The organism is Streptomyces sp. NPDC002870 (genome assembly GCF_042888505.1).
In the GTDB taxonomy this organism is placed as follows: domain Bacteria; phylum Actinomycetota; class Actinomycetes; order Streptomycetales; family Streptomycetaceae; genus Streptomyces.
Genome location: NZ_JBIAPW010000008.1, coordinates 249003 through 273851 on the forward strand (window position 1 = coordinate 249003; position 24849 = coordinate 273851).

Below are 24849 nucleotides of genomic sequence, written 5' to 3' on the forward strand. Positions count from 1 at the left end.
AAGCACAATCTTGGCGGGGACCTCCCCGCCCCACGGCGACCCCAAGCCCTCGCGTCTCCGGGCGTGCCGGTCCCGGCGCCGGCGCAGTTGCTCAACTCTCCGTCGGAGGGTTCCGCCCAGCACGCGCGCCGGTGGACTCGTACGCCACGGCGAGACGCGCCCACGGACGTTGCCGCCCGCCGCTCACGGCGGCGATCCCGGTCTCGTCGTAGCGGGATGTCGCAAGGGACCAGGCGAGGTTGCCCGCCATCAGGTGCCCCATGCCCTCCACGTAGTGGTCGATGTGCTCGCGCACCTCCGGAAGCACGCCTCGTTCGCTCAGCGTCTTGGGGAGGGCCGTGGCGAGCTGTGCGAAGCGGGCCGTTTGCGCGTTGGCGAGGGCGGCGATGTACTCGACGGACTGCTCCAGGGTGCAACCCTTCTGTTCGCGCAGGACGATGACGCTGTTGTTCACATCCCCGGCTGCCAGTTCCTTGACGAGCGAGACGATGTCGTTGACGAAGATCACCACATCACCGGTGATCTCACGCATCTCCCGCAGCGGAGAGGAGCCGTGCAGCTCGTCCGGCAGCGTGTAGCCACCGCACCTCTCGGTGAAGTCGAGGCAAGGCTGTACGCCTATGGAGTTCCGACGGACCTTGAGGAACTGCTTCAGGGAAGGCAGGCGTTCAGCGTTCCGGTTGTGCGCTTCCCCCTGGTGGGCGGCCATGTAGGCCTGCCAGTGCGTACGGAACCGACGCTGCCAGCCGTACGGTGTGCCGACGGCGGCCCGGCGCCAGATGTCCCGGAACCCCCGGACGAGCGGCGGGCCGTGTTCGCCGGACACCTGGGGCGCGCCGTCCGCCGTCATGGTCCGTACGAGGCTGTCCACCACACGTTCGATCGCTTCGGGCCGTACCCCCAGGCGCCCGTCGAACTGGTCGTCGAAGATGAAGAACCAGGCGTTGAAGTCGGCTGCGAGCTCGAGGTCGTTGCCTGTGGCGTCGGGGTAGAAATGCGCCATCAGCCGCTCCAACCGCAGCGCGTCGTACTCCGCCGTCACGGCTTCCCCCGTCAGCAGACCCGTCTCCTGCAGCCACTGCAGTGTGTGCCGCCGGGCGCGCTCCGCATGAGGGCTGAAGCGGGCGGGGAACGGAATCCTGATCGCGGCGGTGCGCCGGGTGGGGTCCGTGGGTACCGATTGGCGGCCGGAAGCCATCGCGTTCGCCATGCACACTCCCTGCGTGTCGCGGCGCGTCCCGCCGGGTCGGCGATTCAGCTCTGACGCGTTCTCGCCGTCCTTCGAGGCTAGGTGTCGCATCACCTTTGCGACCGCAGCCGACGGGTGCGATGGGGCGTGAATCCGGCGCGCGCGACCGCGTGCGCGCCGTTTTGCGGAGGAGTGTGGGGGAGACGGGGAGATGGGGAGATGGGGAGAGAGTGAAACCGCCGCGGTCGCGGGTGTTACCAGAATTTCGTCCCCGTGGGGGCAAAGCTTCCGCGACGGGTTACGGACAGTCTCCGAGGGCGTACTCTTCGCGTACTCGGACGACACACGGCCGAAGGAACTGATGTGACCTACACGGGAGACCGGCCGGGGCGACCGCGTCGGCTACTGCTGGAACGTGACGCAGAACTCGCAGCAGTGGATGCTCTGTTGGCCGACCTGAGCGGGGCGTCCACGGGCTCGGCGGCGCCGGGTACGGGCGGCTTACTGAGCTTCGCCGGGCCGGCCGGACTCGGCAAGACCACACTCCTCACGGAGGTGCGCAGGAAGGCCGTGGCTCGCGGTTGCACGGTGCTCTTCGCTCGCGGAGGAGAGCAGGAGCAGGGCGTGGCGTTCCATGTCGTACGCCAGCTCGTCCAGCCCGTACTCGCGGCAGCCACCGAGAAGGAACACCGTAAGATACTGGGCAGTTGGTACGAAATCGTCGCCCCGGCGGTCGGCCTGGTGGCGGGGAACAACAACGGTTCCCCCGATCCGCAGGGCGTGCGGGACGGCCTGGACTGGATCGCCACCCGCTTCGCCGTGCAGCAAGCGCCGCTGGTGGTGATGCTGGACGACGCCCACTGGGCCGACGCCGAGTCACTGGCGTGGCTCACCGGCTTCGCACCGCGGGTCACCGAGCTCCCGATGCTGCTCGTCGTGGCCTACCGCTCCGATGAACTCCCCGCTGACGCGGCGGCGTTCGGCAGGCTTGCCGAACGCCATGGATCGCGCCCCTTCGATCTCGTACCCTTCACCCCCGGCGCGGTCAGCCGCATCGTCCGGGACACCCTGGGTGAGGAAGCCGACGAGGGGTTCTGCCGAGAGGCCTGGGCGGTCACCGGAGGGAACCCGTTCGAGACCATCGAACTCACCGCCAAGGTCGTCGATCGAGGGCTGAAACCGCAGGTCGTACACGTGCCCGAGCTGCGAGAGCTCGCCTCCAGCGTGAAGGGCGGCGGGCTCGTCGAGCGGCTGGAGCGGCTCGGCACCTCCGCCGTCCGCTTCGCCTGGAGTGCCGCCGTGCTGGGCTCCGGGGCGTCCCGGAACCTGGCCGCGAGCGTCGGCGGACTGGGCGACGCCGAGTCCGCCGAGGCCGTCGCCCGGCTGCGCCAGGCCCGCATCCTCGCCGAACCGGCTCCCGACGCCCCCGAAGACGACCGGTTGGAGTTCTTCCACCCGCTGGTCGCCACCGCCGTTTACCGAGCGATTCCCGCGGCGTTCCGGGTGGCAATGCACGGTCAGGCCGCCGCTGTTGTCTCGAGCGCGGGCCTGGGCGCCACCGCGGCTGCCCGGCACCTGTTGGAGGTGCACCCCGAGAGTGACCCCTGGGCCGTGCGGCAGTTCCGCGATGCCGCCCGTGAGTACCTCAGGGCAGGTGCTCCCGAGGCCGCTCGGCGCTGCCTCGCCCGGGCACTGCGCGAGCCACCCGCCTTGGAGGAGCGGGCCGATGTGCTGTTCGAACTCGGCTGCTCCGCCCTGCTGACCGAACCTGCGACCACGGTAAACCATCTGCAGGCCGCACTGGACGAGCCCGTCCTCGACCCGGCCCTGCGCGAGGCCATCGTCTACCGGCTGGCACAGGCTCTGGGCCACTCGGACCGGATGGCGGAGGCCGCCGAGACGGTCGCCGAAGCCGCCCGGGGGGCCACCGACGCCAGGACCCGGCTGCGCATGCAGGCGGAGCAGTTCATGTGGAACGCCTTCCGGGCCGACGAACAGGACTCGCCCGCCCGTTCACGAAAGCTGGCCAGGCTCGCCGAGCACCTCACCGGCCGAGGCACAGCGGAGCGGTACATCCTGGGGCTGCGTGCCTGGGACGCCATGGTGCGTGGCGAGCCCGCTGCCACCGCGCTCCACTATGCGGAAGAAGCCCTCGGCGAGGGCCTCAAGTGGACTGACGAGCAGTGGGGTTTCGAGGTCCCGGTCCTGGTCGCACTTACCTTCATGTACTGCGACCAGCCCGGGCGAGCGGAGGAACTCTTCAACAGGGGCATCGCAGAATGCGAGAGCAAGGGCTGGCGCGGCGCCCATCTGTCGTTCGGTTACACACTCCTGGGCTATATCCGCTATCGCCGCGGACGCCTTGACGAGGCCGAGAACCTGGTCCGCGGCGGACTGCGGATCGCGGACAGGGTCGGGCACCAGGTGCCCGCACAGTACTTCGCCATCGGCATCCTCATCGAGATCCTGCTCGCCCGCGGCCGTACCCGGGACGCCCAAGAACTCGCCACCATGTACAGCTACGGCGAGGTCGTGCCCAGCGCCGTGGTGTACCCGGACTCCCAGACCGTCTACAGCGAGCTGCTGCTCGCCCTCGGCATGCGTCGGGAGGCCGAGCATCAGCTGTCCCGGGTCGGCCTGCGGCTCGAATCGCGCGGCATGCGCAACCCCGCCTGGTGTCCTTGGCAGCTCCACTTGGCCCAGGCACTGGAAGTCGACGAACCGGAACGGGCCCTCGAGTTCGCCTCCGAAGGCGTCCGGAGGGCCCGCCGATTCGGTACCCAGTCCGCCATCGGGCAGGCCCTGCGTGCCGTGGCCTCGGTGGCCAACGGTGCGGAACGGGTCTCACTGCTGGCCGAGGCCGTCGAACACCTCGAGCGCTCACCTGCCGGCTACGACCTGGCGTGTGCGCTGGTGGACCACGGCATCGCACTGCGCCGTGTCGGAATGCCGCAGGCCGCGGCCGAGCAACTTCACCGTGGACTGGAAGGCGCCGTTCAGTGCGGGGCCGACGCCGTCGCGGCGCGGGCTCGCGAGGAGCTGGACGCGGCCGGTCTGTGGCCGCTCCAACTGCGCACCGCAGCCACGGAGTCGCTCACCGCGCAGGAGCGGACCGTGGCCGAATGGGCTGCCCGCGGCTGGTCGAACGCCCGGATCGCGGAGGCGCTGGGCGCTCAGGACCCGGTGGTGACGCGCCTGCTGTCGGACATTTACCGCAAGGTCGGCTCCGACCACGCAGGTCTGCCACGGCTGATCGGGAGGCAGGACGGCGCGCGGCCGACACCGCCTGACTGAGCAGTGAGTGGGGGCAGACCTGAGGGGGAGCCGAGGGGCGACTCGCGATGCCTCGCCCGCCACCACGGCCGCCGCGAGCACATGCACGAGGTCGTTGGGTCCTTGGTCCAGGACCGCGCCCACTGGTTTTGCCCGAGCGCGCTCACCTGTGCGTCGTGTGACTTCCCCCGGTCCCCACGAGGCCACCCGCCGACGGCTGTTGGGCGGCGGCGATGCGGCGCTGCTGCATCGACGTCACCTGCTGCACGACCACGACGGCCAGCACCGTCGACGCCAGGGTCAGTGCGCCTTCGAAGAGGCTCACCAGGGCGAACAGCCGGGCTTCGTCGAGGTTCTTGGCCTCGTCCCAGGTCTGCCAGGCCTTGGAGACGTACAGCAGGCCGATGCTCCCGGCGAACGACAGCCACCATGCGTGCAGTGCGCCGCGTGAGGGCGCCGGCCGCTGGGGCTGGGTGGCATAGGACGCGGGGGCGGGCGGCGATGCGCTGGCGGTCCAGATGTCGTTGATGACCTGCTTGGGCAGCCACAGGTGAGCCACGGGCACGAACCAGGCGGCCAGTGCCCATCCGCGCCCGAGCCTGTGCGCCTGCGGATCGAACAGTTCGGCGTTGATCCGCACGCGCCGGAACCAGATGAGCCACAGCACGACCGTCGCGAGCAGGATCACGAACCAGAGCCCCAGGAACGCGTCCGGGGTGCCCTTCCAGGTCCACTGGAGCGATTGGAGCAGGTCGGAAGGATTCGATCCGGTCAGATCCACCGTGCTTTGGATATCGGCCAGTTCGCCGACGAGCTTTGCGTCGTAGTTGAGGTCGATGACGGACACGAGCGCTCCCGCGCCCAGAAGAATGACCAGTGCATTGGACAGGCCCCTGGGCGACTTCAGCACCGGCCCGCCGGCTGCCGGGCGCGGCGGCGGTGTCGCGGGCCCGAACACCGGTGACGGCACCGGTCCGTGGATGCCGGGAGCCGGGTGGGGCGGGAACGGCAACGCGGGCCCGAACTGGCCTGTCGGGGCGCTCGGTACGTGACCACCGGGCGCCACCGTCGGCGGCTGCCCCGCCACGTCGGCATCCAGCAGCCGTGCCGCGTGGCGCCCCAGGTGCGCGGTCAGCTCGGCAGGGAGCCATGCGCCCGCGTCCTGTTCCCGTATGTAGGGCTCGGTGAACTCCCGCAGTTGCGCGACCGTCGGCCGGTCCTCGGCGTTCTTGGCGAGACAGGCGGTGATCAGACGGAGGAGGGGGCCCTCAGGGAGCGCCGAGAGGTCCGGATCCTCGTGGGCGATACGGAAGAGCAGCGCGTGGATGCCGCTCTCGACCCCGCCGAACGGCACCCGCCCGGTCATGGCGTACGCGAGGACCGCGCCGAGGCAGAACACATCGCTCGCCGTGCCGACCCGCTCGCCCCGCACCTGCTCGGGTGACATGAAGCCCGGAGAGCCGATCACCGCACCGGTGCGGGTGGCCGGGGCTTCCGCGACCGGGTCCAGGGCGCGGGCGATTCCGAAGTCGATGACGCGCGGACCGTCGAGGGTGATCAGCACATTGGAGGGCTTGAGGTCACGATGGACGAGTCCCGCACGGTGGATGTCCGCGAGAGCCCCGAGCAGTCCGTCGGCCAGGACGAGTACGGACCGTTCGGGCAGCGGCCCATAGCTGGCGTCGGCCACGACGTCCTGGAGCGACGGTCCGGCGATGTAGCCGGTCGCCACCCATGGCGTGGCGGCGTTCGTGTCGGCGTCGAGCACGGGGGCGGTCCACTCGCCGCCCACGCGCCGGGCGGCCTCCACCTCCTGCTGGAAACGCCGCCGGAACTCCGCCTGGCCGGCGAGTTCTCTGTGCACCAGTTTTACCGCGACGGTACGGCCGCCGGCGGACCGCGCCAGATAGACCTGTCCCATGCCTCCGGCACCGAGTCTGCGCAGCAGCCGGTACGCACCGATCGCCTGTGGATCGCCCGGATTCAGGTACTCCATGTGAGGTTGGTCCTCCCCCTGCTGCCATTCGCTCACGACGCCAGCCAGAAGGATATGTGTGTTCGAGGATCGGGATGCCCACGGGGCTCTCAGGGGCGCGGCAGCGTGTGGTCGGCGTCGCGCGCGATCAGCCCTCGGCCCGAGCCGAGGGCTGAGCCGAGGGCTGATCGCGTGGCCCGCTGTCCTGGGCGCTCAGGCCCGGGAGGCGTCGACCATCGCAGCGAGTACGGAGCGCCAGTCCTCCCCGGGCTGTTCGCGCAGTGCGGTGGCAAGCCGGTCCGCGTGGTAGTGCCAGGAGTGGTCGAGGTCCGGATGCGCCCGCTCGGTGAGCTGGATCTCACTGTCGCCGGCGAGGAGCTTGCGCAGCTCGGCGGCGAGGTCCTGCCACGCGACGTGACCGCTCAGGGCGTTGGCCACGCCGTGGACGGCCGTGTCCAGGCAGGCGGTCACAGCACGGGCCAGGGCAGCCGCGTGGACCCACGGAGCGCCGTACCAGTCGCGCCCGGCTGTGCCGGGCCGTGGGAGGGGGATCGGCTTTCCGGCGAGGGCAGCCTGATAGAGCATCCCGGTCGCGCCCCAGCGCAGCTGGTCGCGCAGCCGGTCGTGCGGACCCCACACGATCGGCGAGCGTACGGCGCTGGCCCCGCCCCGGCCCCCGGTGCCGGCCGCCCGCAGCAGCAGCTGTTCGCAGTCGAGCTTCGCCTGTCCGTACGCGCTCAACGGCTGCCGGGAGGCCGACTCCTCGGCCACCCACTGCTCCGTGGGGCGTCCGTAGGCGTCCACGCTGCTGACGAAGACGAACGGGCCGCTGTGCCAGGCGTCGACCATCGCTTCCATCGCCGCCACGTCCACCTCGGGACGGGTGAAGGTGCAGGCGGCGTGGATCACCGCGTCCGCACTCTCCACCGCGGCGCGCAGGCCGTCCAGGTCGGTCAGATCACCCTCGAGGACGTCCACACCGTCCCCGGCCACCAGATGTGCCGACTCGGGGCGGGCGAGCGCGAGCACCGGCCTCCCCTGGGCGGCGAGTTCGCGCAGGATGAACGCTCCGACGCCGCCCGTGCCGCCGGTCACCAGCACGGTGCCCTCCCGCGCCCGCCGGGTACGTGACGCCGGCTGGGCCGTCGAGGCGGCCGCGGCCGCCCGTTCCGTCTCACGCGCGTCGAGCAGCGCCGCCAGCGCGCGCGGTGTCCGGTTCTGCATCACATCGAGACCGGTCAGCGGCAGCTTGAGCCCGGTGCGCAAACGCTCGGCAAGCTGCACGGCGATCAGGGAGTGGCCGCCGAGGACGAAGAAGTCGTCGTCCGGCGCGGGGGTTCGGCCCAGCAAAGCGGCGAACGCAGCCGTCACCGCGTGCGCACGGTCCCCGTGCAGCGCGGAGGCTGATGCCGCGCCGGGCAGCCGGCCGGCGTCCAGTGCGCCGTCGGCGTTCCGCGGCATCGCGTCAAGCAGCGTCACCGCGGCCGGGACGAGTTCCCGCGCGAGGGCGGACCGGAGGTGGGTCCGCAACTCGGCGGGCGAGGGGCCCCCGGTCTCCCGCAGGACGGCATAGGCGATCAGCGGTCCGGTCGCCGGCTCGGGCACTGCCGCATCGCTCACCTGCGGATGCATCCGCAGCCGGGTCTCGGCCGGATGGCAGTCGTCGTCGGCCGGGACCGCCCACGGCCGGCCGGGCAGCCGTGACAGCGTCAGCTCCGGGTCGACGGCGACTGCGGCCAGCAGGTCGGCGAAGGCGTCTGCCAGCTGGTCGCCGGCCTCCGTCGCCAGGGCTGCCTGCCCGTACTGGACCAGGCAGGCGGGCTTGTCGGTGTCCATGAGGCCGAACGACAGGTCGAACTTGGCTTCGCCGAGGCCGACTTCGACGGGCTCGGCGACCGTGCCGGGCAGCGGGAGCGCCGTGGGCTCCCGCAGGACGTCCGCGGTGACCCGTACCAGCGGCGTGCCGTCGGCGTCCCGCGCGGCGGCGCCGAGCCGCTCCAGGATCAGGTCGAAGGGAACGTCCCGGTGCTCCTGGGCCTCCAGCAGCGCGTCCCGCACCCGGTCCACAAGGACCCCGAACTCCGGATCGCCGGACAGGTTCACACGTACCGGAAGGGTATTGACGCACAGCCCGACGAGACCGCGCATGGCCGCCCCCTCGCGGTGGGTGCCGGCGCAGCCGATGACCAGGTCGTCCTCGCCGGTGAACCGCTGCAGCGCGGCGAAGGCGGCGGCGAGGGACACCGTGAAGAGGGTGGCCCGGTGCTGCCTGCCCATCTCGCGCAGTGCAGGCAGCACCGAGGCGTCGAGCTTCGCGGTGCGGGCGACGGCCGACCGCGTGCCCAGGTCGGCGGAAGGGTGCGCGGGCCGGGGCAGCCGCAGCGGTACGGCTCCGGCGAGCCGGCACGTCCAGTGCCCCAGTCCTTCATCGAGGCGGCCGGCCGCCGCGTTCTCGCGGCGCGCGTAGTCCGTGTACTGCGGCGGCTCCGGCTGTTCGTGAGGGCGTCCGTCCACGGCTGCTGCGTACAGCTGAGTCAGTTCGTCGGCGACGGTCTCCAGCGACCCGCCGTCGATGGTGATGTGGTGGAAGGTCAGCAGCACGGTGTGGTCCTGGGGGCCGTGCCGCAGCACCAGGGCGCGTGGCAGGGGGCCCGCAGCCAGGTCGAACGGACGGCGCGCCTCCTCGGCGAGCGTCTGCACGCCGTCACCGTCGGCCTCCACCACTGGCACGGCGATCGTGTCGGGCGCGGGGAGCGTCTCCTGGTACGGCTCGTCGCCGTGCTGACCGTAACGGGTGCGCAAGATGGCGTGGCGTCGTACGAGTGTGGTGAGCGCGACGGTGAAGGCGTCCACGTCGAACGGCCCGTGCAGCCGGGTGGCGAAGGGCACGCTGTAGAGGGAGCCTCCCTGGCCGAGGCGGTCCATCAGCCACATCCGGCGCTGGGCGTGGGACAGCGGGGCGGGACCCTGGTCGTGGACGGCTGTGGGGACCGGGGCGGCTCGGCGCGTGCCGGCGCGGGCCCGGGCCCTGCGCAGCAGTTCCTCCTGCAGCGCGGCGGAGCTGGGGGTGATGTCAGTGGCCATCGGTGTCCTCCGCCGCGTCGAGGTGGAGATCGCTGTGGTCGGCCAGCAGGGCGCGCTCGACGAGCGCGGCCTGTCCGGCCACCGTGGGGGCGGCGAAGAAGTCGGGCAGGGACAGCTCCACTCCGAGCTCCTCGCGCAGGTCGTCCGTGACGACCAGGGCGAGCAGGGAGTGACCGCCGTAGGCGAGGAAGTCGGCGTCCGGCCGGTTCACTTCGCAGCCCAGGCTGCGGCTCCACACCTCGGCGACGGCCTGCTGGAGCGGGGTCAGCGCCTCGGTGGCGACTTCGGCGGTTGCGGTGCCGTGAAAAGCGGTGAGCGCGCGCCGGTCCACCTTGCCGGAGACCGTCAGGGGCAGCCGCTCCACGAGGGTCAGCTCGTCGGGGACCAGATGGGCGGGCAGTTGTGCGGCGAGCCGCGCCCGCAGCGTCTCGGCACGGGGTACCGGGCCGGGTGCGGCTACGACGAAGGCGGCCAGGCGTGCGTCGTCCGCTGCAGGCCGGCGTACGGTCACCGCGGCGTCGTCCACCTCCGCCTGCTCGCGCAGGATGTGCTCGACCTCGCCCGGCTCGATGCGGAATCCACGGACCTTGACCTGGTCGTCGACGCGGCCGTGAAAGTCCAGAACTCCGTCCGGGCGCACCGAGACCAGGTCGCCGGAGCGGTACAGCCGGCCCAGCGACGCATGGTCCACGAAGCGTTCGGCGGTCAGCTCCGGCCGTCCCGCGTATCCGCCTGCCAGACGGCTGCCGCCGATCCACAGTTCACCGTGTTCGCCCGGCGCGACCGGCTGCCCGGTCCCGTCCAGGACGTGTGTGACGGCCCCGGCGATCGGGCGGCCGATCGGCACCGGGCCGTCGCAGTCCGCATCGGTGACCCGGTGGGCCGTGGCGAACGTCGTCGTCTCCGTCGGCCCGTAGCCATTGACCAACTCGAGCCAGGGGAACGCGCGCAGCACCGCGCTGGCATGCTGGGCGGCCATCGCCTCGCCTCCCACCACCACAGTGCGGAGCACCGAGAACACCCGGGAGCGGCGGGCAGCCAGCTGGTGGAACAGCGCCGTGGTGAAGAACGCCACGGTCACGCCGTGCCGCTCCACCTGCCGGGCCAGATCCTCGAAGGAGGGCCGCTCGGCGGTGCACACCACCACGGCGGCTCCGTTGGCGAGGGCCGACCACACCTCGAAGGTCGAGGCGTCGAAGGTGGTCGGCGAGTGGAACAGCACCCGGTCGCGCGCGGTGACGGTGGCGTACTGCGGAGCGGTGACCAGTTGGGCGATGCCGCCGTGGGTGACCGTCACGCCCTTGGGGAGGCCGGTGGACCCCGAGGTGAACAGGACGAGCGCCATCGCGTCCGGGCCGGGCTCAGCCGCGGGCAGCTCCGCGCCGGTCAGCAGTGGGTCGTCGTGCAGCGCCAGGGTGGCGCCCGTGAGGGCCGCGGATTCGAGCAGCTTGCTGTCGCCGACGGTCAGTGTCGCCCCGGCGGTGGCGAGCATCGCCTCGATACGCGGACGCGGGTGCGCCGGGTCGAGCGGCACGCACGCCGCGCCCGCCCACCACAGCGCGAGCTGGGCGACGATGGTGAGGGCCGAGCGCGGCACCAGCAGCGCCACCCGGTCGCCGGGGCGGACGCCGTGGTCGTGCAGGTGTGCGGCCAGAGCGCGGGCGGAGGCGATCAGCTGCGCGTACGTCAGCGTGGTGTCGCCGTCCATCACGGCCAGGGCCTGCGGGGTCTGCTCGGCGTGCCGCGCCACCAGGGCGGGCAGGCCGGCGGCGTACGCGGACGGTGTGCGGTCAGCCGGCACGGGGCTTTCCTTCCTGTGGTCGGGGGTGTTCGCCAGGACAGTCGCCATCTCAGGCCACCCCCGGTCTGACGGCGGCGCGGCGCTTGTCGAGTACGGCGGCGACTGCCCGAAGGTCGGGCTGGCGGAGCAACTCCGGTGCGCGCAGCCGCACTCCGGTCTCTTTCTCGATCACGGTCAGCAAGCGCGAGGCGACGAGCGAGGTTCCGCCGGCCTCTGTGAAGTTGTCCGTCAGTTCGGTACGGGGGCGCTCCAGCAGGTCGCGCACGACCCGTAGGACCAGTCGCTCGCTCTCCGTCGCGCCATCGTGTGAATCGCCGTTGTCGGCCGTGGCGCTGCCGACGGCGTTCGGCTGCGCGGGGGCCGCAGCCTGCTTCAGCAGTTGGGCACGGTCGACCTTGCCGTTGGCGTCGAGTGGGAAGGCGTCCAGGATCCGCACGGCCGAGGGCACGGCCTGCTCGGGCAGCCAGGCCCGTACCGCGGACAGCAGCTCTTCAGCGGTCGCTCCGTCGGATGCCAGGACGTACGCCACCAGCCGGGCGCTGCCATCGGCGGAACGGGGCGCGGTGACGACCGCGCTGCGCACCGACGGGTTCTGTTCGAGCGCGGCCTCCACCTCGGCCGGTTCGATCCGTACTCCGCTGATCTTCACCTGATCGTCGAGACGGCCGAGGAATTCCAGCCTGCCGTCGTCCAGCATCCGCACCCGGTCCCCGGTGCGGTACACGCGGTCTGTCTGCCTCGCGTCGATCCCCGGGGGCGGGGCGATGAACCGACGTGCCGTCAGCTCCGGGTCCAGATAGCCGAGCGCCAGGCCCGTTCCGCCGATGCACAGTTCGCCGGCCTCACCGCGGGAGACGACACGGCCGTCCGCCGCGGTGACGACGACCGTGGCGCCCGGGATCGGAGTTCCGATCGACGGCGCTGTCTCGTCGCCTGCGTCGTGGTCCGTGGCGCGCATGGCGTGGGTGGTGGTGACGACGGTGGCCTCGGCCGGCCCGTACGCGTTGTGCACCGTGGCGGTCACATCCGCGCCGGGACGTCGGCGCATCCGGTCGCCGCCGACGACGAGGTGACGCAGTTTCAGGTCCTGGGGCCAGGGCCGGTCCAGCACCGGTTCGGCCATCGGAGTGGCCACGACGCACACCGTCAGGGCGGCGTCGCGCCACCATGCGGTGAGTTCGGCCGGGTCCCAGCGAACAGCGTCCGGAGCGGGAACCAGAGCCGCGCCGGACGTCAGACCGGCCCACAGCTCCATCACATGCGGGTCGAACGCGACGCCGATCAGCAGGGACTGCCGGTCTCCGGGCGCCAGGCCGGTCTCGGTGCGGTACCAGTCCAGCAGTGCGGACAGAGCGGGTTCCGCGACGGCGACGGCCTTGGGCCGTCCGGTGGAGCCGGAGGTCAGCACGGCGTAGAAGGCTTCTTGCGGAGCCGGGCGCGCACTCGCTGCGGGAGGGGCGAAGGCCGCGACGGCCTTCGGGGCGGCGTTCGTCCCCTCTCCCGGCAGCGGCAGCGCGATCTGCTCGGCGGCCTGATGGCGGGCGGGCAGCACGGTGAGGTCACCGATCAGACAGACCACGGCGACGTCCTCGGTGACCGCGTCGATGCGGCGCTCACCGGGGCGGGGGCCCAGCGGGAGATAGACCGCGCCGATCCGGGCGAGGGCGATCGCGGTCACGGCCAGCGCCGCCGAGCGGTCCAGGCAGACGCCGACCAGGTCGCCCGGGCGGACCCGGTCGCCCAGGGCGCGAAGGACGTCGGCGGCGGCCTCGTCCAGCTGCCGGTAGCTCCAGGTACGGGTCCCGTCGACCAGGGCGGGGGCCTCGGGACTGCGACGCACCCATTCCTCGTAGCGACAGAGCACTCCGGCGGTGGCTTCGGGAAGGGGAGTGCCGTGTACGACGCTCGGCAGGGCGCCCTGACGGTCGTTCATCAGCTCGGAGGTCTGCTCGGCCGTCTTCTCGGCAGACCGCCCGGTCATCGGCGCGGCCCCCGTCGGCGTGTCACTCAGGATCTCGGTCATCACGACTCCGTCGGCGTGGTCGTAGCGGTGTGGGCAGCAGCGGTCTGCGTGGCGGCAGCGGTCGGCGTGTCGAAAGCGCCAAGGGCGCGCGCCTGGTCGGACAGGACCGGGTTCCGGAAGAGCAGCTGCATCGGCGGCCGTGCGCCGATGCGGGGTTCCAGCCAGGCCGCAAGCTGCGCGGCGAGCAGCGAGTGCCCGCCGGTCCGGAAGAAGTGGGAGGCATCGGTGAACCGACTGTGTCCCAGCACCTCGCGCCAGCCCTCGGCGAGCAGAGCCAGCGTCGGATCGGCGAATGCCGCGGGGTCGGTTTCGGCCGTGGCGCTCTCCTCGGCCGGTGCGGTGGGCTCGAGTTCGGCGGCCAGCCGGGCCAGCGCCACTCGGTTCGGCTTGCCGCCGGCCAGTGTCGGCATGGCGTCCAGCAGCGCCCAGCGGCCGGGTACGAGGGCACCCGGCAGCCGCCGGCTCAGTTCGATGTGCATCGCCTGCTCGTCCCACGGCTGCTGTTCGCCGGAGTTCTCCAGGAAGCCGACCAGGCGCGGTCCGCCGGCCGCTTCCCGGTCCAGTACGACGGCGCAGGAACGACCGCCGAGCACGGCCGATGCGGCGGCCTCCACCTCCTCCAGTTCGATGCGGTAACCCCGCAGTTTGATCTGGTTGTCGCGGCGCCCCAGGAAGTGCAACAGCCCGTCGCGATCTCGGTAGCCGAGGTCGCCGGTGAGATAGACCCGCTCGCCGTTCAGTGCCTCGATCCGTACGAATCGTGCCGCAGTGGCTTCCGGATTGCCGACGTACCCCTCGGCCAGACCGGCGCCGGCGATGGCCAGTTCACCGACTGCACCGTCCGGCAGCGGACGCAGCGCCGCGTCCAGGACGTGGATCCGCTCGCCGGGCAGTTCGGTGCCCAGGGGGATTTCCGCCCCGTCCGCGAGGTTCTCGCCGGTGATCTCGTACACGGTCGAGCTGATCGCCGCTTCGGTCACCCCGTAGACGTTGAGCACGGCAGCGTCGGTGTCGGCGAGGAACGTGCGCATCGCCTCCGCCGGGATGCGCTCGCCGCCGAGAATCAGCAGCCTCGGCGCCCAGCGGCGCTCGCGCAGCACCGGCCGCAACTCCTCGCGGGTGGCGAGGAAGTAACTGGTCGGGAGGTTGGCGACGGTGACCCGGGCGGCGGCCAGCAGGTCGGCGAGTTCTGCTCCGGTGGGCACTTCCCGCTCCGGTACGACGAGGCAGGCGCCGGCGTACAGCGAGGGCAGGACCTCTTCCAGCGCCACGTCGAACGAGGGCTGGGCGAACAACAGCACGCGGTCACCGGCGACCAGGCCGAACCGGTCGGCCGCGCCGGTCACATGGTTCTTCAGGGCCGCCCGGCCCACCGCGACGGGCTTGGGTATGCCGGTCGAACCCGAGGTGTGGATGATGTACGCCGCACCGGCCACCACATCGGCCGGTCGCGCGGCGGGGAAGGATGTGGCATCGATCTGCGCCGTCGGAAGGTGTGCGGGCAGCGTCGCCCCCGCGTCGGCGGAGGTGAGCACGAGCGCCGGGCCGAGCCGCTCGAGCAGCAGCTCCAGACGGGAGAGAGGGTCGGACGGTGAGAGCGGGCAGTACACGGCTCCGGTCCGGAGACAGGCCAGCAGCAGTGCCACCGAGTCGGCGCCGCGCGGCAGTACGGCGGCGACCGGCTGACCGGCCGTCACACCGGCGTCCCGCATCCGCTGCGCGAGGGAGGCGACCCGCTCGTTCAGGTCGCCGTAGGTGACCCGGCGGGCCCCTATCAGCAGCGCGGGCAGCGAGGCGTCGTTGGCGGCGGCCGGGTCGAGCGCGTCCCGGCCCTGCGCGACCGCGTGCGGTTCGGGTGCGGCATCGCCGGCCGTCGCCGGAAGGGCGAGGTCGGTGAGCAGGGTGGCGGGAGCGTCCAGGTAGGCGCGCAGCAGATCCAGGAAGCGTTCGGCGAGCAGCTTCGCCACGTCCTCGCCGAAGAGATCGGCGTCGTAGTCCCAGACCAGCGTCATGCCGGGCGCCCCGTGCCGGGGGCCCACTCCACGCCGGTCGTCGGGCAGCAGGACGACATCGAGGTCGAATCGGGTGGTGCCGGTGTTGAACCCTTCGAACAGGGTGATGTCCAGGCCTGGCACCTCGATCTCGGGCAGTGCCGCGTCGTGCGCGCTGAACATGACGCTGAACAGGGGGTTGTCCGCTCCGGAGGTGTGCAGGGCCAGTGCGCGGGTCAATTCCTGGACCGGCACTTCCTGATGCGGCAGAGCGCGGATGAGGGTGTCGGTCACCTCGTCCATGGTGTCCTCGGCCGGCGCTTTCGGGTCCAGGCGAAGCCGCAGCGGGATCGTGTTGACGAACATGCCCACGGCATCTTCGAATCCCCGTGGGCGGTTGCCGACGGCGGTGCCGACGACCATCTGGGAGCGTCCGCTGTGCCGGCGCAGGAGTTCCGCGAAGAGCCCGAGCAGCGTGGAGAACGGGGTCAGGCCGCGCTCGCGGGTGTGGGCGCGCAGCCGCTGTGTCAGATCCGCGCCGATCGACTGCCGCAGCTGGCCGCCGTGGTGCCTGCGCCGGGCGCCGGGCCGGGTCAGGCCGGGCAACGGCATGTCGTGGGAGGCGTCGCGCAGTTCGTCGGCCCAGTACTCGAGGCTCGCCTGCCGCTCCATGGTTCGTCCGTCGTCGGCCCGGGCGTCGGCCTGGGCACGCACATGGTCCGCGTACGAGGTCGCGGGAGACAGGGCGACCGGCTCACCGAGGACATGGGCGCGGTAGGCGGTGAAGACATCGCCCAGCAGGATCGCGAAGGAGTGCCCGTCGTGGATCAGGTGGTGCTCGACGTGGATGAGCCGGTGCTGGTCGTCGGCGAGCCGCGCCAGGGTCCAGCGGAGCAGCGGCGCCTCGTACGTGTCGAGCGGGGTCTCTGCCTCGGTGCGCAGCAGCCTGGCGAATGCGGCCTCCGGGTCGGCCTCCCCGGTCAGATCCACGCTGCGCAGGCGGGGCGCACAGGCGTCAGCGGCCCGCTGGCCGGGCATCGCGCCGGGGACGGCCACGAGTTCGAGGCGCAGTCCGGGGTGACGGTCGAGGGCGGCGGTGAGTCCGCGGCGCAGAGCCTCGGTGTCCAGCGTCCCCCACAGGTCGAGTGAGGCGGTGAAGTTGTAGGCGCGGCTGCCGGGCTGCACTTGTTCGTGCAGCCAGACGATCTCCTGCGAGGAGGAGAGGGGAAGCATGGGCGATCCCTGAGGTAGTCGGGTCGGGGTTCTTCGGATGCGGGTCGGGGCACGGTTGTGCTCCCACCCGGGGTTCGCAGGCGGGCCCGCGGATCGCGCGGTCCGGCCGTGCTGTGCTCGTTGGCTTCGGGGCGGCTCTGGGGCTCTGCCGCTCTGTGGCTTGAGGGGTGTGCGGTGGGCGGTGCGCCGGCCGTGTACGGCTCGGCGGTGTGCCGTTTCCGTGTACGGCTGCGGCGTTCAGCCGACGGTGACGTCGGCTCGCTCCGTGGCGGGCAGGGCCGCGCAGAAGGCTCCGAACCCGTCTTCGGCCGTGTGGTCGTCGAGCATGTGTCGGTTCCACACCATGCGGATGTGGAGTTCCGGGCCGAGGGTGACGGACACGGCGAACGGGGCGCGCACGTGCCGGCCGTCGATGTGGACCTCGCGGCCTGCCACTCCGCCCAGGCTCAGCGGTGAACGGTGACGGGCGTCGTCGACGGTCAGCAGACCGTCCAGCCGGCCCGACCACGGGGACCCGGCCGACCGGGCGGCGTGCACGACTTCGTCGAAGGGGGTGTCCGCCCGGTCGAGGTCGCCCCACCAATCGGTGGCCGTCGCCTCCTCGCCGAAGGGGTCGTCGCCGGCCGGGCCGTCGGGGGCGTCATCGGTCCCGGCGGGGAAGACGACGGTGTTGAGGAAGCAGCCGACCACCGGTGCCGCGGCGGCCGGACGGCCGCCCCACGGGTACCCGATCGGTGACACATGACCGGCTCCGTACAGGACGCGGGCCGTTGCCCGACAGGCGTCGAGCAGCGAGGGGAACGGTACGCCGGAGGCCGGAGCGGGCAGCCGCAGTTCGGCCGCGCCGGTGGGCAGCGCGCCGGGGGCGGGAGCCCGCAGCCCGGGCAGCGGAGCGCGTTCGCGCACCTCGCGCAGCCGCCCGCCCCAGTACTCCAGCGCGGCGGACGACCCCGCGCGCTGCTCGGCGTCGAGCTGCATCAGGACCGCTTCCCGGTAAGCGGCCAGTTCCCCGGCCGCGTCGGCGGGCGCGAGTTCTCCGGGGCCGATCCCGTCGCGGTAGGCGCTGCTCAGCTCCTCGACGATGCGTGCCAGCGACTGGCCGTCGCAGGCGGTGTGGTCCAGTACGACGGCGAGCACCTCTTCCTCGGCATCCGGTCCGTCCTCGGCCAGGTAGAGCCGCAGCGGTGAGCCCTGAGCAGTCCAGGCCCCCAGGGCTCGACGCACGCTGGTGGCCGCGTCCTCGCCGGGCGCGCGAACGATGCGTTCCACCGGTACGTCCGGCTCCGCCAGGCGAAGCGCGGGGGTGCCGCGGAGCACCTCCGGGTGGGCGCGCAGCACCGGGTGCCGGGCGGCCAGATGGTTCGCGGCCGCTCGCAGCCGTACCGGATCCACGGTGCCGCGGGGGAAGGCGAAGAACATCGGGACGATGTCCGGCCGTCCGGCGGGGTCCAGGGAACGCACCAGGACGAAGCGCCGCTGGGCTCCGGTGACGGGCAGCAGATCGATTTCCCTGTTGTCGGCGGCGATGCGCTGGTAGCGAGCCAGGTACTGGCCCGTGATGCCGAGGTGCACGTTGTCCTCTCTGTCGTGTCTGTTCTGTCGATGTCATGGCCGCGCGTCGGACGCCGCGCCATGACGCTCGGGCGGGACGGCAGCAGGAAATGACCGGCAGGCAGGCGGAGCTGGAACGGGGGCTTCGAGTCAGCCGACGGCGACGGGCTCGGGGTGGCCGCCGGTGTCGCGCGTGTCCGGGTCTTCCCGGTCTTCCGGGGCTTGCGTGTCGTCCGGAGCGGCCGGCAGATCGCGCATGCGGCGCAGGGGCGAGAGCAGCAACGGCAGCGGTACGACAAGGAAGCCGATCGCGCAGGCCCAGAGTGCGACGCGCGGATCGAAGGCGCCCGCGACGGCGCCGCCCACGACGGCGCCGAGCGGCAGGGTGCCCCACACAAGGAAGCGCAGTGTGGCGTTCATCCGGCCGAGCAGTCGGGGCGGGCAGAGCGTCTGACGGAAGCTGACCTGGGCGACGTTGTAGACAACCGCGCCGAAGGAGACCACGCCGGAGCCGATGGCGAACAGCGCGGCGGTGGCCCCCGGTCCGGACAGCGGCCACAACAGTGCGAACGGACCGGTTGTCAGGGCGGAGAGCCAGATGATGCGGGCCTGCCCGAGGCGTCCGGCGAGCGTGCCGGCGCTCAGTGCACCGACGAGTCCGCCCACGGCGGACGCGGAGAGCATCAGACCGATGGCGACCGGCTGCAGGCCGATCACCCGTACCAGGAAGATGGTCTGAGTGGCCATCAGCATCGCGGTGAAGAAGTTGCCGAGGCCGGTCGTTGCGGCGATGACCCGCAGCAAGGGGTGGCCGAGGACGAACCGGAGGCCTTCCCCGATGTCCTTGCGCAGGGACGCGCCCGGAACAGGCTCGGGACGGCTCTCGGGCGGCCGCTTCATGGCCAGCAGGAACAGCGCGGACACGGCGTAGCCGATCGCGTCGGCCACGATCGCAAGATGGGCTCCGAGGACTTGTACGAGTCCGCCGCCGAGCCCCGGGCCGGCGATGTGGGCCGATGAGCGGACCGTCTCCAACGCACCGTTGCCCGCCATCAGCCGCTCCTTGGGCAGCAGTTCGGGCAGGTAGCTCTGGTGGGCCACGTCGAAGAAGACGGTTGCCGCTCCGGTGACCAGAGCGACGACGTACAGCTGCGCCATCGTCAGTACGTCGGCGACTGCGGCCAGCGGGATGCTCGCCATGGCCAGGGCGCGCACGGCATCGGCCCGGATCATCAGCGGGAGCTTCCGCATCCGGTCGACCCAGGCGCCCGCAGGCAGCCCTATCAGGAGGAACGCGGCGGTTTCTGCAGCCGTGAGCAGTCCCACCTGAAACGCGGGTGCCTTGAGCACGAGAACCGCCACCAGCGGGAGCGCGACCAGAGTGACCTGGGCGCCGACTTGACCGGCCGCAGCTCCGGCGAGCAGGAGACGGAAGTCGCGCATGCGCAGCAGACCGCTGGATGCGGCAGGGGGTGAGGGGGACATGAGCCAGACCTTCACCGCCGGGTCGATCAACAGTCAAAACACAAAGGACACTTTCGGTCGTTTATCTTGCATTCTCTCCGTCAGATCGGTAAATCTTCCGCCAGAATGAGGCAACTTCCGGATGAATGACACGCGTTGAGGCCTTCCGGCAAGAGGATCCGCACAGCGCTCGCCCTGGCAGGCCGCGGTCGATCTCGTACATGGCGACACGAATCGCACCTCTGACCGAAAATAGTCGCCTACTCACCCTCGGTGTCCGAGGTGTCGACTCCAGCCGCTATAGGCGGTTCGTCCATAGAGGTCTGCCGCACCGTCAGGAGCGCGCTAGGCTGCAGACGCCCCGCGGGGGAAGTCCGGTCGAAGTCCGGCGCTGACCCGCAACGGTAGGCGGAGTGACGAACCTGTACGCAGGTCGCGTCCCCGTGAGCCCGATTACCCGCGGCGGTGAAGGCTCCTGACAACTCGCCGTGGACTGCGAGAGGGTGCTGCGCCGGACGCACCGCGTCCGCGGGCTGCTCCTTGGCGCGTGGCACGGCCCGAGGCGAAGGCGATCCGCCCGTGGCCATACCCGTCGAACGCAGCAGTGCTGCGACGCCGCACGCTCCCCGAACGGGCACCGGCCCGCGCCGCCAAGACGCGTGCCACTACCCCCTCTCCTCGCCGCCCTGTGCGCCGTGCTGGTGCTCTCCCTCGCCTGCGGGGTGGGGATCGGGGCTTCCGGACTCTCCTGGGGCGAGGTGCTGCGTCATCTCTGGGCGGGGCTGACGGGGGGAGCGATAGCCCCCGAAGAGGTGTCGGCGTACACCATCGTCTGGGAACTGCGCTTCCCACGGGCCCTGCTGGCCGCAGTCATCGGCGCGGGGCTCTCGGCCATCGGCGTCGCCGTGCAGGCCATGGTCCGCAACGCGCTCGCCGACCCGTTCGTCCTCGGCATATCCTCGGGCGCGGCCGTCGGCGCCAACGCCGTCCTCCTCTTCGGTGCGCTGGGCGCGCTCGGCATCTGGGCGCTGTCCACCGCCGCCTTCCTCGCCGCGCTCCTCTCCATGGTGCTGGTGTACGCGATCGCCCGCACCGACCGCGGTCTGACCCCGATGCGGCTCGTCCTCACGGGCAGCGCGATGTATTACGGCTTCTCGGCCGTCACCACGTTCATGGTGTTCGCGGCCGAGCGCGGTGAGGCGGCCCGCTCCGCGATGATGTGGCTGCTCGGCAGCCTCGGTGGGGCCAACTGGGCCTCCCTGCCCATCGCCGCGGGTGCCGTGCTCGCCGGCCTCGTCCATCTCTCGCTGTCCGCGCGCCGACTGAACGCGCTCGCCATGGGCGACGAGACGGCGGCCGCGCTGGGCGTGGACGCGGGGCGGCTGCGCAAGGAGCTCTTCGTGGTCTGCGCGGCCGTTACCGGGGCCGTGGTCGCCGTCAGCGGTGCGATCGGCTTCGTCGGGCTGATGGTTCCCCACGCCGTACGCATGCTGGTGGGTGCCGACCACCGCCGGGTTCTGGCCGTCGCTCCGTCGGCGGGCGCAGTCCTGATGATCTGGGTGGACATCCTCTCCCGCGTCGTGATGGCACCGACTGAGCTTCCGGTGGGCGTACTGACCGCGGTCGTCGGCGTGCCGTGCTTCGTCCTGCTGATGAGCCGCCGCTCGTACACCTTTGGAGGCGCGTGATGCGGATCGACATCAACGACCTGACGGTCGAGGTCGCGGGCGCGCGGCTGGTGCGGGACGTCACCCTGCGGGTTGGCGGCGGGCAGCTCGTCGGGCTGGTGGGACCCAACGGCAGTGGCAAGTCCAGCCTGCTGCGCTGCGTCTACCGGGCGCTGCGCCCCACGGCCGGCACGGTCCGGCTCGGCGGGGAGGACCTGCACGCGATGAGCGCGCGCGAAGGTGCCCGCCGGCTGGCCGCGCTCCCTCAGGAGTCGGTCGCCGAGTTCGACTTCACGGTCGCCGAGGTCGTGGCGATGGGACGGCTGCCGCACCAGAGCGCGGCGGCCCGGACCACCGCCGAGGACCGGCGGGCGTGCGAGGCCGCACTGGCCCGGGTCGGCGCCGACCACCTCGCCGACCGCGGCTTCCTCACCCTCTCCGGCGGGGAGAAGCAACGGGTCCTGATCGCCCGCGCGCTCGCCCAGCAGCCGCAGGTGCTCGTACTCGACGAGCCCACCAACCACCTCGATATCGCACAGCAGTTGGAGGTGCTCTCCCTGGTGCGCGGCAGCCAGCTCACCGTGCTCACCGCGCTCCACGACCTCAATCTCGCCGCCGTCCACTGCGACCTGCTCTACGTCATCGAGCACGGCCGGATCGTCGCCTCCGGCGCTCCGTACGACGTGCTCACCCCAGAGCTGCTGGCCGAGGTCTTCGGCGTACGGGCGCACCGCGTGCCGCACCCCGAGTCCGGGGCGCTGCAACTTCTCTTCGACCGTCTCCCGCCCACCCAGCCCGCTTCGTAAGGAGCCACCATGCCCCCTCTCGTACGACCCGTCGCTCTTGCGCTCGCCGCGGCTCTGGCTCTCACCGGCTGCGGCGCCGAAGTCACCTCCCGCGACAGTGGGGACGGCCCGGCCAAGGCAGGCGGCCACTATCCCGTGACCATCGAGAACTGCGGTCAGAAGAGGACCTACGACACGGCCCCTGAGCGCGTAGTCACCAATGACGTCGGCATTACCGAGATCATGTTCGCGCTGGGCCTGGAGGACCGGATGGCGGGCTACGTGATGCCCGACGACAGGGGCGATCTCGACTCCGTCCCGTGGAAGGACGCCTATCAGAAGACGAAGTGGCTGTCGAAGAAGACGATCAACAAGGAGCTGGTCCTCGACGCCCGCGCGGATTTGGTCTTCGCGGGCTGGAACTACGGCTTCAACGAAGGGGAAGGCCTCACCCCCGCCGAGCTGAAGAGAGTCGGTATCGACTCCTATCTGCTGACCGAGTCCTGCCGCAACGGGCGCGGCAAGGCACGTGGCGTGATGCCGCCGCTCGAAGCGCTCTACGCCGATCTGCGGAATCTGGGAAAGCTCTTCGACGTCGAGGAGCGCGCCGAAGCCCTCATCGCGAAGTTCCGGAAGCAGGTGACCGACGCGCAGGCGAAGGCCCCGAAGGGAGCCGACCGGCCCCGCGTCTTCCTCTACGACGACGGCCGCGACAGGCCCTTTACCTCAGGTGCGTACGCGGGGCCGCACGACATCATCACCAGGGCGGGCGGCGACCACGTCATGAAGGACCTCAAGGACAGCTGGACGACCATCGGTTGGGAGACCGTCGTCGAGCGGGACCCCGAAGTGATCGTGATCAACGACTACGGGGACACCAGCGCCGAGCAGAAGAGGAAATTCCTGAAGTCCTACCCACCGCTCGCGGACGTCTCGGCGATCAAGCATGACCGCATCGTCGTCCTCGACTACGCGGAGCTGGTGGAGAGCCCGCGCAATCCGGCGGCGATCGCCTCGCTCGCCGCAGATTTGCGGAACCTGAATCGGTGACGCAAATGCGCGGAGGAGGTGCCTGACCGGGCCGATCCAGCGCCCGAGCAGGCGGGCGGCCCAGCGGTGCGGCCGATCGGGCGTCCACGGTGGACATGCCGCGCAGGGTGACCACTCGTAGCCTGAAGTGGATGCCTGCGTTCATGGCCACGGGAAGTCGGCTCACTCGGAACGCAGTGCTCGAGATTCCTGTCCGGCAGCGGGTGGAGCGGTGGGAGGTTGCCCCATGAGCAGGCGCTGGACCGCGCGTCTGGCCCTGGCGGCGGGCGCAGCGGCGCTTCTGGTGCTGGTGGTCTTCGCCGGGCTCGGAAGCCTCGTGCTCATGGGGGTGGGGTGGGCAGGACTGGCGCTCACGGCGGCCGGCGTGTGGTGGATCCTCACCCGCACCGGCTGGATCAGGGTGCTGGCCGGGCTGCTGGTGGTCGCCGCGCCGCTCGGTGTCCTGCTTCTGTACGCGGCTGCCGGGCTGCTGTGGGTCGTGCTGGTCTCGCTCGGCCTCTGGGCGCTGGCCGTCTCCGCAGGCAGGTCCGCACTTGTCGAAGACACCCCGCCAAGCATGCCGGAGCGCTCCGTCAGCCGGGCCGAGCGACCGTTTCTGATCATGAATCCGCTCTCAGGCGGCGGAAAGGTCGAGAAGTTCCACCTTGCGGAGCGAGCCAGGGCCCTTGGCGCCGAGGTCGTCGTGCTGGATCCGGCCCGGCGGCAGGATGTGGCCGAGCTGGCGCGGCGGGCCGTCCAGGGTGGAGCCGACCTGCTCGGCGTCGCGGGTGGCGACGGTACGCAGGCCTTGGTCGCCGGCGTGGCTGCACAGCACGAGATTCCCTTCATGGTGATCAGCGCCGGCACCCGCAACCACTTCGCCATGGATCTGGGCCTGGACCGGCAGGATCCCGCCAAGTGTCTGGAGGCACTGACCGACGGCGTCGAACTGCGCGTCGACCTCGGCTACCTCCATGCGGGAGAGCCTGCGGACCGGAGCGCGGAGCGCGTCTTCGTCAACAACGCCTCGCTCGGCGTGTACGCAGAAGTCGTGCAGAGTCCCGCCTATCGCGACGACAAGGCCCGCACCATCCTGGAGATGCTGCCGGATCTGCTGACCCACCACAGCGGCGCGCGGCTGAGCGTCCGTGCCGGTTCGCTGACCATGGACGGTCCCCAGGCCGTACTGGTGAGCAACAACCCCTATGAGAGGGGCGACCCGGCGGGACTGGGGCGCCGAGAGCGTCTGGACTCCGGCGAGCTGGGGGTGCTTTGTGTCGGCGTCGGCAACGCCGCCGAAGCGACGGAGCTCCTGCTGCGTGGCGGGCAGGGCCGCGGGCTGACCGAGGCCACCGCCCGAGAGGTCGTCGTCGACGCCGACGCTCCCGTCATCGCGGTCGGTGTCGACGGCGAGGCCTTGACGTTGCCCACTCCGGTGCACTGTCGTCTCGCGTCCGGCGCTCTGCGCGTGCGCGTGCCCCGGCACCGGCCCGGCGTGCCGCACGTCGCGCCGCCGATGGACTGGCGCCGGGTGCGGCGTCTGGCGCTGACGATGGGGCGGGTCGCCGCAGGACGCGATGCCGTCTGATCAACGGCATCCTGCGCGACTCCCTGCCGCCCGGGGCGGGGGCTCCGGCCTCGTCCGTACGGGACCGGGCCGGCCGTTCGCGCACGGACCACCGGTGCCTGCCGTTCGCGGAGGGCACGGTTCACTGTCTGTGATGCCCTGAATCGCGGCATGTCCGGTGTATGGGTAATTTCTTGATCAGGCGCCCTCTTGCGCG

13 protein-coding genes and 1 riboswitch are annotated in these 24849 nt (G+C 71.5%); of the genes, 5 read left to right on the forward strand and 8 right to left on the reverse strand.

What is annotated here, in order from left to right:
* Nucleotides 1–91 precede the first annotated feature (91 nt).
* Complete coding sequence (locus ACFYWY_RS13315; RefSeq protein WP_389184369.1) at nucleotides 92–1210, reverse strand: isoafricanol synthase; 1119 nt, start codon at nucleotides 1208–1210, stop codon at nucleotides 92–94.
* 342 nt (nucleotides 1211–1552) lie between these two features.
* On the opposite strand from ACFYWY_RS13315, the gene ACFYWY_RS13320 reads away from it, so the two are divergent.
* Nucleotides 1553–4483: an ATP-binding protein gene (locus tag ACFYWY_RS13320; RefSeq protein WP_389184371.1), complete on the forward strand. Its 2931-nt coding sequence runs from the start codon at nucleotides 1553–1555 to the stop codon at nucleotides 4481–4483.
* A 142-nt stretch (nucleotides 4484–4625) separates the two neighbouring features.
* Here ACFYWY_RS13320 and ACFYWY_RS13325 read toward each other — a convergent pair whose 3' ends face one another.
* From ACFYWY_RS13325 to ACFYWY_RS13355, 7 genes are all read right to left on the reverse strand, one after another.
* Nucleotides 4626–6458, reverse strand: coding sequence for a DUF4328 domain-containing protein (locus ACFYWY_RS13325; protein WP_389184374.1), 1833 nt, complete (start codon nucleotides 6456–6458; stop codon nucleotides 4626–4628).
* Nucleotides 6459–6650: 192 nt separating this feature from the next.
* Entirely contained in the window at nucleotides 6651–9521 is a 2871-nt protein-coding gene (locus tag ACFYWY_RS13330; protein ID WP_389184377.1) for a condensation domain-containing protein, read from the reverse strand.
* Entirely contained in the window at nucleotides 9511–11322 is a 1812-nt protein-coding gene (locus ACFYWY_RS13335) for an amino acid adenylation domain-containing protein (protein WP_389184380.1), read from the reverse strand. Before ACFYWY_RS13335 ends, ACFYWY_RS13330 begins: the two co-directional genes overlap by 11 nt.
* A gap of 49 nt (nucleotides 11323–11371) precedes the next feature.
* Complete coding sequence (locus ACFYWY_RS13340) at nucleotides 11372–13345, reverse strand: non-ribosomal peptide synthetase (protein WP_389184383.1); 1974 nt, start codon at nucleotides 13343–13345, stop codon at nucleotides 11372–11374.
* Nucleotides 13345–16569 carry an amino acid adenylation domain-containing protein gene (locus ACFYWY_RS13345; RefSeq protein ID WP_389184385.1) on the reverse strand — a complete coding sequence of 1075 codons (3225 nt, stop codon included), beginning with the start codon at nucleotides 16567–16569 and terminating at the stop codon, nucleotides 13345–13347. Before ACFYWY_RS13345 ends, ACFYWY_RS13340 begins: the two co-directional genes overlap by 1 nt.
* Nucleotides 16570–16806: 237 nt before the next feature.
* Nucleotides 16807–18141 (reverse strand): non-ribosomal peptide synthetase, encoded by a 1335-nt coding sequence (locus ACFYWY_RS13350; protein ID WP_389184388.1) that lies wholly within the window; start codon nucleotides 18139–18141, stop codon nucleotides 16807–16809.
* Between the two features lie 129 nt (nucleotides 18142–18270).
* Nucleotides 18271–19605 (reverse strand): MFS transporter, encoded by a 1335-nt coding sequence (locus ACFYWY_RS13355; protein ID WP_389184391.1) that lies wholly within the window; start codon nucleotides 19603–19605, stop codon nucleotides 18271–18273.
* Between the two features lie 345 nt (nucleotides 19606–19950).
* A riboswitch (cobalamin riboswitch) is annotated at nucleotides 19951–20043 on the forward strand.
* Between the two features lie 200 nt (nucleotides 20044–20243).
* Here ACFYWY_RS13355 and ACFYWY_RS13360 point away from each other — a divergent pair.
* The 4 genes from ACFYWY_RS13360 to ACFYWY_RS13375 all read left to right on the forward strand — a co-directional run bounded on the left by ACFYWY_RS13360 (nucleotide 20244) and on the right by ACFYWY_RS13375 (nucleotide 24653).
* On the forward strand, nucleotides 20244–21272 hold the full coding sequence (locus ACFYWY_RS13360; RefSeq protein WP_389184394.1) for a FecCD family ABC transporter permease: 1029 nt from the start codon (nucleotides 20244–20246) through the stop codon (nucleotides 21270–21272).
* Nucleotides 21272–22057 carry an ABC transporter ATP-binding protein gene (locus ACFYWY_RS13365; protein WP_389184397.1) on the forward strand — a complete coding sequence of 262 codons (786 nt, stop codon included), beginning with the start codon at nucleotides 21272–21274 and terminating at the stop codon, nucleotides 22055–22057. Before ACFYWY_RS13360 ends, ACFYWY_RS13365 begins: the two co-directional genes overlap by 1 nt.
* A 9-nt stretch (nucleotides 22058–22066) precedes the next feature.
* Complete coding sequence (locus ACFYWY_RS13370) at nucleotides 22067–23086, forward strand: ABC transporter substrate-binding protein (protein ID WP_389184400.1); 1020 nt, start codon at nucleotides 22067–22069, stop codon at nucleotides 23084–23086.
* 226 nt (nucleotides 23087–23312) lie between these two features.
* Nucleotides 23313–24653: a diacylglycerol/lipid kinase family protein gene (locus ACFYWY_RS13375; RefSeq protein ID WP_389184403.1), complete on the forward strand. Its 1341-nt coding sequence runs from the start codon at nucleotides 23313–23315 to the stop codon at nucleotides 24651–24653.
* Nucleotides 24654–24849: the final 196 nt, after the last annotated feature.

Excerpts from the sequence above, each read along its gene's own strand:
- ACFYWY_RS13365 (WP_389184397.1), top strand. The coding sequence starts at position 21,272 with ATGCGGATCGACATCAACGACCTGACGGTCGAGGTCGCGGGCGCGCGG.
- ACFYWY_RS13315 (WP_389184369.1), bottom strand. The coding sequence starts at position 1,210 with ATGGCGAACGCGATGGCTTCCGGCCGCCAATCGGTACCCACGGACCCC.
- ACFYWY_RS13345 (WP_389184385.1), bottom strand. The coding sequence starts at position 16,569 with ATGCTTCCCCTCTCCTCCTCGCAGGAGATCGTCTGGCTGCACGAACAA.
- ACFYWY_RS13325 (WP_389184374.1), bottom strand. The coding sequence starts at position 6,458 with ATGGAGTACCTGAATCCGGGCGATCCACAGGCGATCGGTGCGTACCGG.
- ACFYWY_RS13330 (WP_389184377.1), bottom strand. The coding sequence starts at position 9,521 with ATGGCCACTGACATCACCCCCAGCTCCGCCGCGCTGCAGGAGGAACTG.
- ACFYWY_RS13355 (WP_389184391.1), bottom strand. The coding sequence starts at position 19,605 with ATGTCCCCCTCACCCCCTGCCGCATCCAGCGGTCTGCTGCGCATGCGC.
- ACFYWY_RS13375 (WP_389184403.1), top strand. The coding sequence starts at position 23,313 with ATGAGCAGGCGCTGGACCGCGCGTCTGGCCCTGGCGGCGGGCGCAGCG.
- ACFYWY_RS13340 (WP_389184383.1), bottom strand. The coding sequence starts at position 13,345 with ATGACCGAGATCCTGAGTGACACGCCGACGGGGGCCGCGCCGATGACC.
- ACFYWY_RS13370 (WP_389184400.1), top strand. The coding sequence starts at position 22,067 with ATGCCCCCTCTCGTACGACCCGTCGCTCTTGCGCTCGCCGCGGCTCTG.